We start from the raw sequence: 13,446 nt of genomic DNA, 5'->3' as shown, positions 1-13,446 counted from the left end.
ATGGAAGTAGGTAATTATTCGGTAGGATTGGACATTGGAACAACCAAAATCGTAGCCATAATCGGTAAGAAAAACGAGTATGGTAAGATTGAGGTTCTAGGCATCGGCAAATCTAAAAGTTTAGGTGTGCATCGCGGTGTTGTAAACAATATTACACAGACTATACAGTCCATACAACAAGCCGTAGAAGAAGCTGAGCTTAACTCAGGTCTTAAAATCGGTTCTGTTGTGGTGGGTATTGCCGGGCAGCATATAAGAAGTCTGCACCATAGCGATTATATCACCAGAGCAGATTCTGAAGAAGTTATCAATGATGACGATTTGGATAAGCTGTGTAACCAAGTTTACAAATTGGTGATGCTTCCGGGCGAAGAGATCATTCATGTGCTTCCACAAGAATACAAAGTGGACGGGCAGGCAGAGATCAAGGAGCCTATTGGTATGTACGGTGGCCGTTTGGAAGCTAATTTTCATGTGGTTGTAGGACAGGTTTCCTCAATCAAAAATGTAGGCAGGTGTATTAAAAGCGCCGGTCTGGATTTAGGTAATATTACATTGGAGCCTTTGGCTTCTTCCGATGCCGTATTGAGCAAGGAAGAAAAAGAGGCCGGTGTGGCATTGATCGATATAGGAGGCGGTACAACGGATTTGGCCATTTTTAAAGATGGTATTATCCGGCATACGGCGGTAATTCCTTTTGGTGGTGGTGTAATAACCGAAGACATTAAAGAGGGATGTTCCATTATTGAAAAACAAGCAGAACTTTTAAAGGTAAGGTTCGGTTCCGCTTGGCCAGGAGAAAATAAGGATAATGAGATTGTTTCTATACCCGGTTTACGTGGTAGGGAGCCTAAAGAGATTACCCTTAAAAACCTATCCAAAATTATTCATGCACGTGTAGTTGAGATTATTGAGCAAGTTTATGCCGAGATCAAAAACTACGGTCATGATGAACAAAAAAAGAAACTGATTGCAGGTATTGTGCTTACAGGTGGTGGAAGCCAGTTAAAGCATTTAAAGCAATTGGTAGAGTACATTACGGGTATGGATACACGTATTGGGTACCCTAACGAACATTTGGCGGGCGATTCGGATGCCGAAATCGCAAGTCCTTTATACGCTACAGCAGTTGGTCTATTGATGAATGCCGTAGCGAATGAAAAAAAAGGTAAGGTTGTTGAAGTTAAAGAGGAGCCTGTAGACGAGGGAGAACTTGTTATGGCAGGCCATGAAGAAGAAGAACGTCAGCAACCGCAAGCAGTGGCAAAAGTTCAAAAAGAACGCAAATCGGTATTTGACAAATGGTCCGAGAAGTTGAAAGACTTTTTGGATAACGCCGAGTAAAGTATGACACACATTAACCAGTAATAAAAATACACTATGAACAACAACACGGAATTTGATGGAATATCCTTTGATCTTCCAAAGAATCAAAGCAATGTAATTAAAGTAATCGGCGTAGGGGGCGGTGGTAGCAACGCGATCAACCACATGTTTCAGTCGGGCATCAATGGCGTAGATTTCGTAATTTGTAATACGGATTCCCAAGCCTTGAACAATAGTTCTGTGCCAACAAAAATACAACTAGGTGTTTCACTAACAGAAGGATTGGGTGCTGGTGCCAACCCTGAGGTGGGTGAACAGGCCGCTTTGGAAAGTATGGAAGAAATCAAGCAGATGCTTGCCACTACTACCAAAATGATATTTATTACCGCTGGTATGGGTGGTGGTACCGGTACAGGTGCTGCTCCTGTAATAGCTAAACAAGCCAAAGAATTGGACGTGCTTACCGTGGGCATCGTTACCATGCCTTTTGAGTTTGAAGGTAAAATGCGTTGCGAACAAGCACGTATCGGTATTGAAAAATTACGTGCCAATGTAGATTCATTGATCGTAATCAATAATAACAAACTTCGTGAAGTATATGGTAACCTAGGTTTTAAAGCCGGTTTCTCTAAAGCGGATGAAGTATTATCTACAGCTGCTAGAGGTATTGCAGAAGTAATTACGCATCACTATACACAGAATATTGACCTTAGGGATGCCAAGACCGTACTTTCCAATAGTGGTACTGCCATTATGGGGTCTGCTCAGGCAACAGGTTCTGCAAGGGCGCATGAGGCCATTACAAAAGCGTTGGATTCTCCATTATTGAACGATAACAAGATCAGTGGGGCCAAGAACGTATTGTTGCTTATTGTTTCCGGTTCTCAAGAAATTACTATTGATGAAATAGGTGAAATTAATGACTACATTCAAGTAGAAGCAGGTCATGGTGCTAACATCATCATGGGTGTAGGTGAAGATGAAGATTTAGGAGAGGCTATTGCCGTAACCATTATTGCAACAGGTTTTGATGTAGATCAGCAAGATGAAATTGTAAATACCGAAACTAAAAAAATCATTCACACGTTGGAAGATGAGCAACGTGCCCAGCATGATTTAATGGCAAGAAAGAACGTAGTTCACCAATTGCCAATTGAAAAAGTAAAGGAAGAACCCCCGGTTATCAAGCACACTCTTGAAGAAGATGCGCCAGAGGAGCCGGGCATGGATTTAATAGAGACTACTAGTTATATTAAAAACTTCAACGTTTTTTATGAAGAAGTTTTAGAAGAAGTTGCAGAGGTAAATACTTCTGAAGACGATTTTGTAATCGTTAATGCCCAAGATGCTATCAATGATATTGAGGTCATAGACCCAATGACAGTATCTTATGATAAACTTAAGGAAGAGCAGATTACCATGAGTTTTGATATGCCTTTCACTCAAAAAGATGAAGTGGAAGACGAAGCACAAGATAATGTTATTACTTTTAGTCTGGATGATGATGTTAAGGATATAGACGTTAACAGTCACGTAGAAGTTATTCCTGTTCTTGAATATAACGAGGAAGGCGAAAAGCGGTATAGTTTGGACGACTATATGGAAATGGAGGAAAAGCTTGCCAATGCCAAACCGGCACCAAAGCCTACTCCAAGACCGCAACAACCTAAACCAGTGGTTAGGGAAGAGCCTAAAATGGAAGTAAAGCGTGTTGAAACACCTCAAAGTGAAGCACCGGCAGAGGTAGACCCAATGAACAGCCCAATTGATGATCTTTTAAGGGAGAGAGCGGATGAGCGAAGAAGAAAGTTAAAGGACTTCAATTATAAGTTTCAAAACAGTGTAAGCAGCATTGACGAAATTGAAAAGGAGCCGGCTTACAAACGTCAGGGTATTGATTTAAGCGATGCTAGAAGAGAAGAGAGCAAGGTTTCAAGAACTACGTTGGGAGAGGATAGCAACGATGAAATTAGGTTACGTTCCAACAATTCTTTTTTACACGATAATGTAGATTAGATATTTTAAAATAAACTAACTAACTCAAGCTTAAACCCGAAAAAATTAATTTTTTTTCGGGTTTATTTTTTATCTTCGCAGTCCTAAATAAAAAAGGGATGGGCTTACAACAAAAGGTGATGGAGCAGATGAAAGCGGCAATGAAAGCAAAGGATAGTGTTGCTTTGGAATCACTTCGCGCTATAAAATCGGCCCTGCTTATGGCACAGACCAGTGGTACGGACAAGGAGATGACAGAGGAAGATGAAATTCAGCTGGTTCAAAAACTTGTAAAGCAACGTAAGGACAGTGCGGCTATTTTTACGGAACAGGGAAGAGCAGATCTTGCTGAACCGGAATTGGCACAGATTGCGGTAATCGAACAGTTTTTACCGGAACAACTTACGGAAGAAGAAATTGAAAAAGTAGTAGTGCAGACCATAGATGCAACAGGAGCATCCGGCATGAAAGATATGGGCAAGGTTATGGGCATAGTGTCCAAAGAATTGGCCGGACAGGCAGATGGTAAAACCATATCTGCCATAGTAAAACAGAAATTAGCATAAAATTGGCCTCGTGGCGCAACTGAATAGCGCATCAGATTTCGGCTCTGAGGGTTGCAGGTTTGAATCCTGCCGGGGTCACAATTTTATTCAAAGCTCTTTAAACATTAGTTTTAAAGAGCTTTTTTTATTAGGTGTATTTCGGTTCTTGTTCGGAGTTCCTAAGCTGTTATCATTCTTTTTTGGGTAGCTATAATTTCTCCTACAGCTTGTTTGTATTTCATAGGGTTTCCTGCTTTTTTTATGGCCTTGTATACTTTTTGGGGGTTGTGTGTAGATTGTGAAAAGAATTCCCAGAAGCCTAACATTTTCATTTTAATTGGGGTAGGTCCGGAGAGTATGGCATCATACTGTTGGTAAATAGTGTCATGGAATTCTCTAAAGATGTCCCATCGTTTGGCAGGGTATGCCGTGGTGTCCGCTTTGATCATACTGGGCAGGAATGGGTCGGCTATAAGCCCGCGGCCTATCATAAAATGTTCAATTGAAGGAAAGCGCTCTCTCATGGCTTTAAATTGTGCTACCGTGGTAATATCGCCATTATAGTATAAAGTGTGTTTGGCAACGTCTATGCATTTCTGAAAAGCTTCTAGGTCTACACCACCTTTATATAATTGTTTTCCAAGACGTGCATGTATCGCTACGTTCTTTAGCGGGTATTTTTCAAGAATGGGGAAGGCATCCAGGATTTCGGTACTGTTTTCATACCCTAGACGCATTTTCATAGATATGGTAACATTGGTCTCGCTATGTGCGCGGTCCAAAATATGATCTATTTTTTCGGTATTACAAATGAGTCCTGATCCCATGCCGCTGTTAGTAACCATAGGGTATGGACAGCCTAAATTCCAATTAAGCTCAGTATACCCTAAGGACTCAATGTACTTGATTACGAATAGGAAGTGCTCCACATCTGCGGTCATTACCTGGGGAATCAATTCTAAGCTGGTATTCACCTCCGGGTTTAAATCGCGTTGGTATGACCCTTTAATAATCATTTTCCTATTGAACCTAATGTAAGGGGCGTAAAAGGTATCTATACCGCCAAAGAACTTTTGCTGTGCATTACGGAACGTGGCATCTGTAAAACCTTGCAAAGGTGAGGATAGAAGTGAGTAGGACATGAATTGGTTTTGAGCGCGCAAAGATAAATGAATATGAGCAGTAACCCTAGCGATAAATAGGGAGTGTAATTTTTGGTGTTTTAAGGATTCATGGATTTATAAAGCGTATTGGATAACAGGAATCTATCCAAGAATCGCTTGCAAATTACTGGGCGCGGACTAGATTACTGCCAAATTAACGGTTTGAGTATCAGTCACCGATCAAAATCTTTCTATCTTTGTATTGTGAGATTATTCGCCATCATATTATCCGTTTACTTCTTGGCACTTAACGTTGTGCCTTGTAGTGATGAAGGTTCCGTTACCGAAGATCAGGTTACGGTATCTGTTGATAATGGTATGGATCACGGACATGAATCTGTTGATTTGTGTTCTCCTTTCTGCATGTGTCATTGTTGCCATACACATACGGTAAATTTTGAAATACTAACATTTGAGCCTTTTCAATCACTAATTTCCCAGGAGGAATTGGCGCATTTTGATAGTCTTGGTAAAGATGTTGTTCTAGACCTTCTGCAACCTCCCAGGGCATAATTCAGTTTTTTTATAGGATACCTATATCCCGTTGTAATGAATCCGTTTCGGATTTCATTACCCTAGTTTTTGTTGTGTTTATAGCATGGCTGAAACAGACATTGTCTAACTGAATTATAGCAATCCATATGATCAATAGAATCATTGATTTTTCAATCCATAATAAATTTATTGTGGGTCTATTTACGCTTGCCCTCATAGGTGCCGGCGTTTGGAGCATGACCCAAGTGCCCATAGATGCGGTACCTGATATTACCAATAATCAGGTACAGGTCATTACGCAGTCGCCCAATTTGGGTACGGAAGATATAGAACAATTCGTGACCTATCCTGTAGAGGTGGCCATGAGTAATTTGCCCAATGTAGAGGAAATACGCTCCGTTTCCCGGTTTGGGCTTTCCGTAGTAACCATAGTTTTTAATGATAAAGTAGGAACCTATCTCCCTAGGCAGCTGGTAGCGGAAAAACTACCCGAAGTACAGGAACAAATTCCCGCAGGTTTTGGTAAACCTTTCATAGGGCCAATTTCCACAGGCCTTAGTGAAATTTATCAATATGTACTGGAAGTAGATGCTGCACATAAAGACAAGTATTCCATAACGGATCTGCGTACGTTTCAAGATTGGATCATTCGCAGACAAATGGCCATGGTACCCGGTGTGGTAGAGGTAAATGCCTTTGGCGGTAATCAAAAACAATATGAGGTAACAGTTGACCCGGATGAGCTTCGGGCCATAGGTATAAGTATTTCTGAGGTATTTAGAGCGTTGGAAAGGAATAACCAGAATACAGGTGGTGCTTATATTGAGCGTAATCATCAGGCCAATTTCATTAGAGGCGAAGGTCTGGCCAGAAGCATTATGGATATTGAGAATATGGTGGTCAAATCCGTTAACGGAGTGCCCATTAAAATAAAGGATATAGGAACGGTTCGTATGGGTAGCGCCGTTCGTTATGGGGCACTAACCAAAGATGGTACTGGAGAAGCGGTAGGAGGCATGATTTTAATGTTAAAGGGAGCTAATTCTAATGAGGTAATCGAGAATGTTATCCAACGGATGGAACAGATTCAGCATTCCTTACCGGAAGGTGTCAAGATAAAACCATTTCTTGACCGTAGCGAGCTGATTGCGGAGACCACTGGAACGGTAAGGAACAACCTTTTAGAAGGTGGTTTAATCGTAATTTTTGTATTGGTTCTTTTATTGGGCAATTGGCGTGGTGGTCTTATTGTGGCCTCTACTATTCCTTTATCGCTTTTGTTCGCCTTTATTTTAATGAACTTTTTTGATGTCTGGGCAAACCTCATGAGTCTGGGCGCTATAGACTTTGGAATTATTGTAGATGGTGCAGTAATTATTGTTGAGGGAACGGTCTTTCTAATGTATTCTTACGTGGTAAAAAAGAAAACCGTTACTGCGGAAACGCGCGATGAAATTTCAGCCAATGCTTCAAAAAAGATGATGAATGCCGCATTTTTTGGACAGTTGATAATTCTCATTGTATTCCTGCCCATTTTGGCTTTGGAAGGGGTAGAAGGAAAAATGTTCCGGCCCATGGCACTCACCTTTATTTTTGCCATGATCGGGGCCATGATTTTGTGTCTCACATATGTGCCTATGATTTCGGCATGGTTCTTAAGAGCTCCTAAATCTCAAAAAACATCTTACGGAGACCGGTTTGTGCATGGGGTAGAAAGGGCTTATGAGCCTCTGTTGTTAAAATCGTTGACAAAGTCCAGATTGATTATTGCTAGCGCGGTGGTACTCTTTCTTTTGGCGATAGTCACTTTTACCCGCATGGGCGGCGAATTTATTCCGCAACTGGATGAAGGCGATATTGCTTTTCATGCCATTTTAAAACCGGGTAGTTCCTTGTCCGAAAGTATTGATACCACTACAAAAATAGAACAAATCGTAAAGGCTAAGTTTCCTGAGGTGGAACGTGTCATAAGCAGGATTGGTGTTGCAGATGTTCCCACAGACCCCATGCCTATGGATATTGCGGACATTTTTGCCATTTTGAAACCGCAAACTGAATGGGAGTCCGGCCGAAGCAAAGCAGAATTAATACAAGAAATCAAAGAAGCTATTAGTATTCTGCCAGGAGTGAATTATGAATTTACCCAACCTATAGAAATGCGTTTTAATGAACTGATTACGGGAGTTCGTGAAGATGTGGCCATTAAGATTTTTGGTGAGGATATGGAGGTGTTGGCCAGTAAGGCCGATGAAATGGGAAAACTTATTGCCAACATTCCCGGTGTGGCAGATATGAAGGTCGAAGCCACAAACGGACTGCCGCAAATTACAATTCATTATAACCGTAGCAAATTGGCCCAATACGGAGTTAGCGTCAATCAGCTAAATAGTTTAATCCAGACTGCATTTGCAGGCGGCAAGGCAGGTGTGATTTTTGAAGGCGAAAAGCGGTTTGATCTGGTAGTGCGCATGCATGAAGAAAACCGGAACAGTATTGAAGATGTTCAAAATCTGTTCGTGAACTTGGATGATGGCTCTCAGATTCCCCTTCGTGAATTGGCGACCATCAGTTATGAACCGGGTCCAATGCAGATAAGTAGGGACAACACCAACCGCAGAACTTATGTGGGAATTAATATTAGGGATAGGGATGTGAAATCTGTTGTTGAGGATATTCAAGCAAAGCTAGATGCGGAATTTAAATTGCCTGCGGGTTATTTTATACGGTACGGGGGCGCTTTTGAAAATTTGGAAAGGGCAAGTGCAAAATTGCAAGTGGTGGTCCCTATTGCGTTACTGCTCATTTTTATCCTGATTTATTTTGCTTTGCAATCACTTCCTCAGACCATTATGATTTACTTGGCAATTCCTATGGCGACTATTGGCGGGGTTTTTGCCCTTTGGTTGCGGGATATGCCTTTTAGTATTTCAGCCGGTGTGGGTTTTATTGTGCTTTTTGGAGTTGCGGTTCTAAACGGATTGGTCATGATATCCGGATTGAACGAGTTGAAGGAAGAAGGAGTTGTTAATTTAAAAGACCGGATTGTTCAAGGCACAAAAAGACGTATTCGTCCTATCATGCTAACGGCCTTTACGGATATTTTAGGCTTCCTGCCCATGGCCATTTCGGCTTCGGCGGGTGCGGAAGTGCAGCGGCCTTTGGCAACCGTGGTTATTGGTGGTTTGTTGACGTCTACATTATTAACGCTCTTTATACTTCCTATTTTTTATCAATGGGTAGAAAATAGGGAAGAGCGAAAGTTAAGATTGAATCCATCGTTAAAAACAGCCTTTGTTGTTATTGGTTTTATGGCGATGACATTCAATGGATTGGCCCAAGAAACGGAAGCTTCTTTACCTGTTATCTACTTGGATAAAGCGGTAGAGACAGCCAAACAAAATTATCCATTACTGAAATCAGAACAATTGGAAATAGAAAGACAATCTGTGCAAAAGGCCGAAATCTATGATTTGGGAACTACACAGGTGTTTAGCGGAGGTGAGGAAATTTCCGATGACCGTGGGGTGTATACTTTGGTAGGTCTGGGGCAACAAAAGATAGACCTATTTGGGATTGGGGCGAAGAAAAAATTGTACCAACAACGGATTGCTCTGGCAGAAGCGGCATATAACCTATCCGAGCTTCAGGTAGAGCAGGAGGTCAAGAAAGCTTGGGCTAAGGCCTATAAGGCAAAGAAAGGATACCTCTTGTACAAAAAGTTGGATTCCGTTTATGGGCAGTTCAAAAAGGCAATTGAACTTAACTATGAAGTTGAGGCTATTTCCCAATTGGAATATACTTCGGCTATGAACCAGGCTTTACAGATCAGGAACAAATACCAGCAAACACAGGCCGATTATGATATTGCCTTGCAACGGTTTAACCTTTGGTTGGCTTCTGAAACTTTCTATTCTGTTCCTGATGATTTGGGTAATGAGATGGACATGGTATTTGAGGTTCAACCTAATTTGAAAAATCACCCTAAATATCAATTATCACAAAAACGTATTGACGAAGCACAGGCGGATTATAAAGCAGCAAAGGCAGAATTGTTGCCTAAATTCAATTTGCAAGGTGGTCTTCAGAAAGTGAACGGAGCGGATGGTTTTTATAGTTATCAGGCCGGCGTGTCGGTTCCATTTTTTTCGGGAACGGCACGTAGCAGGAAAAAATCGGCTAAAATCCATAGCGAAATTGAAAAGACGAAATCCGATTTTGAGCAGAAACAGCTAAGGTCTGAATATCAACAAGCGTTAGTTTCTTATCAAAAATGGAAGACGTCTTGGTCCTTCTATAAGAACGAGGCACTTCCGCTTGCCGAGCAGCAACACAAGGGGGCGCTTTTAGCCTTTAAAGAGGGCGCGGTAGATTATTTGGGCTTCACTCAGATTATTAGGGATGCCATACAAACCGAAATGGACGCGCTGGACGCGCTGGACAATTACCTAGAATCTATATACGAATTACAATACTTCAATCAATAAAACATGAAACATCCATATACATATAAAGTTTTAGCCTTCTTCCTTTTGATGCTGGCAGTTACTTCATGTGGCAAGAGCAAGACAAAAGAAAACACAGAAGAAAATCACCGGCATGAGGAATCTGAAGGTCACAAAGAGGAAGAGCAGGAAGTCATGCTTAGCCAACAGCAGTTTGAAGCTTTGCAAATGCAGACCGATACTTTGCATATGCGAAATATGAGCGGTTATGTTGAGGCAAACGGGCAATTGGAGGTGCCTCCGCAGAACGAAGCTACAATAACCTCGGTGGTAGGGGCAAATGTGGTGTCCATTGAGGTTATTGAGGGCGATAAAGTTGCCAAAGGTCAAGCGGTGGCCTACTTATCGCACCCCAATATTATTCAAAAACAGACCGATTATTTGGATGCTTTTAGTAATAGTCAGTTTTTGAAAGGGGAATATGAACGACAAAAAAAGTTGTATGATGCCGGTGTGGGCAGTGGGTTGAATTTTCAGAAAGCGCAAGCCCAATATCAAGCATCGCAAGGTAGGGTTAAAGGTTTGGCGGCTCAATTACGGCAGTTGAATATAAACGCAGGCGGAGTAGAAAAAGGAACTATTTACCAGCGCGTGGCATTGCGTAGCCCTATTGAAGGCCATGTGCAAAAGGTGGAGGTAAAAACGGGACAATATGTAGATCCCCAAACGGACCTGTTTCAAGTAGTGGACACTCATCATGTGCATGCCGATCTCATGGTTTTTGAGAAGGATGTTTTTAAGATAAAGGAGGGGCAGAGCGTGAAGTTCTTTGTGCAATCGTTAGGAGAAAAAGAGTTTACGGCAGAGATTTATTCTATTGGAAAAACCTTTGAGCAAAGTCCCAAGGCCTTACATGTACATGCAGAAATAGAAAATAAGGAGGGAAACCTAATTCCAGGAATGTATATAAAAGGGAGAATCCAGATAGCTGTTAATGAGGTAAAAGCCGTTCCCGAAAGTGCTATTGCCAAAGACGGAGATAAAACCTTTGTTTTTACTGTAGAAAAGGAGGCAGATGCGTTTCGTTTTGTTCCACATGAAGTAACTTTAGGTACTGAAGATGATGGTTGGGTGGCAGTCAATTTTTTGACTCCAATAGTCAATAGTTCCAAGTTTGCTTTCAATAACGCATACTATTTAATGGCGGAGATTAAAAAGGGAGAAGCGGAACATAGCCACTAAGCCAATAGCATGGTTAATGAACTCGTTTCGCTCAATAATTTTTGTGTTTGAGGTCCTTATTTCACGGGTAGTCGTGTTTATTTAAGGTATGTGCCGCTCAGGTGAAGGAGTGTATTTAAGAATTTACAATTTTGGAAAAATCATGAAAAAGAAGAAGGTCAACCTTCAGGATTTAGATACTCATCAACATCCAGATGAAGCTGCTAATGGCGATTGTGGGAGTTGTTGTGGTAGTGGTGAAAGTGAAAAGCCCACTAAGTTTTCTCCATATCTTCCAGCTGGTATTAGCTTTGTTTTATTGGTGTCAGGTATTGCTCTAGATGTTTTTAACGTGCCTTTCTTTACGGATTGGGTGCGTATAGTTTGGTACGGTATTGCTTATTTGCCCGTGGGGCTTCCGGTAATGAAACAGGGCTGGAAGAGTATTGTGAACGGAGATTTTTTTACCGAGTTTCTATTGATGACCATTGCAACGGTTGGTGCTTTCGCTATAGGGGAATATCCGGAAGGTGTGGCGGTGATGCTTTTTTATGCGGTGGGAGAACTGTTTCAACATTCCGCGGTAACAAAGGCCAGAGGAAATATTAAGGCGTTATTGGATGTGAGGCCTAAATCGGCTATGGTTCTTCGTGATGGTATTTTTATTTCAGTAGCTCCGGAGGCTGTAGAAATTGGCGAGCGTATTCAAGTTCGTGTAGGTGAAAAAGTTCCGTTAGACGGTAAATTGTTGTCGGCTAGGGCCAGTTTGAATACGGCGGCAATTTCCGGGGAAAGTAAACCATCAAGTATAGTTGAGACCGAGAAAGTATTTGCAGGAAGCATCAATCTGGATGGGGTTATTGAAGTTGAAGTTACTAAAGAATTTAAGGATAGTTCCATTGCCCGTATTTTGGATATGGTCCAGAATGCCACTGCCCGCAAATCAAAAACAGAACTTTTCATCCGGAAGTTTGCTAGAATTTATACTCCAATTGTGGTTTTCTTGGCTATTGGTGTAACCCTGCTACCTTACTTTTTTGTGGAGGAATATATCTTTAGGGATTGGTTGTACCGTGCTTTAATTTTCTTGGTGATTTCTTGTCCCTGTGCCTTGGTAATTTCTATTCCTTTAGGATATTTTGGGGGACTGGGGGCTGCTTCCCGCAACGGTATTTTGTTCAAAGGCGCTTCTTTTCTTGATACCATTACCAAAATTAACACCTTGGCAATGGACAAAACGGGAACTGTAACTAAGGGCGTGTTCCAAATTAAGGAAATTGTTTTACAGGCTAATGCTCAGGAATCTGGTGCGTCCTTAACCGAAAAGGATTTTATGGAGTATCTCATGGCCATTGAAGCACAATCTACCCATCCCATAGCAAAGGCCATTCTGGAATATAAGGAGGAAGGAGCAACCAGTAAAGCAAAAGATGTATTTGAAATTGCAGGTAAAGGCTTAGCAGGTACGGTAGCCGGTAAATCCGTTTTAGCTGGAAATAGGGCACTAATGGTTGCTAATGGAATATCAGTACCAAAAGAGACGGAGGATGTTGTAGAAAGTGTAGTAATGGTTGCTGTTGATAGAAAGTTTGTGGGTTATGTTGTTATTTCCGATGCACTTAAAGAGGGTGCTGGGGCTGCTGTTGAGCGTATACGGAAAACTGGGGTGTCAAAAATTGTAATGTTGTCCGGAGATAAAGATGCCATTACGCAAAAAGTGGCAAACGGACTGCGCGTAGATTGGGCAAAGGGCGGACTTCTACCAGAGGATAAACTCAACGAAGTTGAAAACCTAAAGCGTGTCTCCGGAACAAAAGTGGCTTTTATTGGTGATGGAATAAACGATGCTCCGGTATTGGCCGCAAGCGATGTTGGTATTGCTATGGGCGGTTTGGGAAGTGATGTGGCCATTGAGACCGCAGATATTATCATTCAGACCGATGAGCCGGCCAAAGTAGCACAGGCCATAAAAATAGGGAAGTCTACCAGAAAAATAGTCTGGCAGAATATCGGTCTTGCATTTGGGGTCAAAGCCTTGGTCATGATACTTGGTGCCGGTGGTATGGCTACCATGTGGGAAGCCGTTTTTGCAGATGTAGGGGTGGCATTATTGGCGATTTTAAATGCAGTTCGTTTACAGAACATGAAATGGGATTAGAGATGTGGCTCAAATTCTTGATATTCCTTGTGTTTATCAGGCTCATGCGATATTGTTAAAATTGTTAAATAGCAGTTTCTAAGTTTCGTTGGATGTTTTTT

At 41.7% G+C, this 13,446-nt stretch carries 8 protein-coding genes and 1 tRNA gene; 8 read left to right on the top strand and 1 reads right to left on the bottom strand.

Going from position 1 to position 13,446, the window contains the following annotated elements; genetic code table 11:
• The 4 genes from ftsA (at nt 1) to KO513_RS00305 (ending at nt 3,965) form a co-directional block, all read left to right on the top strand.
• Nucleotides 1-1,344 (top strand): cell division protein FtsA, encoded by a 1,344-nt coding sequence (gene ftsA / locus KO513_RS00320; RefSeq protein WP_215911802.1) that lies wholly within the window; start codon nt 1-3, stop codon nt 1,342-1,344.
• Between the two features lie 36 nt (nt 1,345-1,380).
• Nucleotides 1,381-3,342, top strand: coding sequence for a cell division protein FtsZ (ftsZ, locus tag KO513_RS00315; protein WP_215911801.1), 1,962 nt, complete (start codon nt 1,381-1,383; stop codon nt 3,340-3,342).
• Nucleotides 3,343-3,440: 98 nt separating this feature from the next.
• Nucleotides 3,441-3,887, top strand: a complete 447-nt coding sequence (locus KO513_RS00310; protein ID WP_215441255.1) for a GatB/YqeY domain-containing protein — start codon at nt 3,441-3,443, stop codon at nt 3,885-3,887.
• Nucleotides 3,888-3,891: 4 nt separating this feature from the next.
• A tRNA-Arg gene (locus tag KO513_RS00305) sits at nt 3,892-3,965 on the top strand.
• A gap of 80 nt (nt 3,966-4,045) precedes the next feature.
• On the opposite strand, the gene KO513_RS00300 is transcribed toward KO513_RS00305, so the two are convergent.
• Nucleotides 4,046-5,008, bottom strand: a complete 963-nt coding sequence (locus tag KO513_RS00300; RefSeq protein WP_215911800.1) for a tRNA dihydrouridine synthase — start codon at nt 5,006-5,008, stop codon at nt 4,046-4,048.
• A gap of 225 nt (nt 5,009-5,233) precedes the next feature.
• Here KO513_RS00300 and KO513_RS00295 point away from each other — a divergent pair, with 225 nt between their 5' ends.
• From KO513_RS00295 to KO513_RS00280, 4 genes are all read left to right on the top strand, one after another.
• Nucleotides 5,234-5,542 (top strand): DUF6660 family protein, encoded by a 309-nt coding sequence (locus KO513_RS00295; protein ID WP_215911799.1) that lies wholly within the window; start codon nt 5,234-5,236, stop codon nt 5,540-5,542.
• Nucleotides 5,543-5,670: 128 nt separating this feature from the next.
• On the top strand, nt 5,671-10,008 hold the full coding sequence (locus tag KO513_RS00290; RefSeq protein WP_215911798.1) for a CusA/CzcA family heavy metal efflux RND transporter: 4,338 nt from the start codon (nt 5,671-5,673) through the stop codon (nt 10,006-10,008).
• A 3-nt stretch (nt 10,009-10,011) separates the two neighbouring features.
• Nucleotides 10,012-11,208, top strand: a complete 1,197-nt coding sequence (locus KO513_RS00285) for an efflux RND transporter periplasmic adaptor subunit (protein WP_215911797.1) — start codon at nt 10,012-10,014, stop codon at nt 11,206-11,208.
• A gap of 142 nt (nt 11,209-11,350) precedes the next feature.
• A complete protein-coding gene (locus tag KO513_RS00280; protein WP_215911796.1) occupies nt 11,351-13,345 on the top strand; it encodes a heavy metal translocating P-type ATPase in 1,995 nt (664 codons plus the stop codon).
• Nucleotides 13,346-13,446 lie beyond the last annotated feature (101 nt).

The sequence above is a fragment of the Zobellia sp. B3R18 genome, from assembly GCF_018860715.1.
Taxonomy (GTDB): Bacteria; Bacteroidota; Bacteroidia; order Flavobacteriales; family Flavobacteriaceae; genus Zobellia; species Zobellia russellii.
Note: the sequence above shows the minus strand (reverse complement) of the source record. Positions and strands in the feature narration are given on the sequence as shown.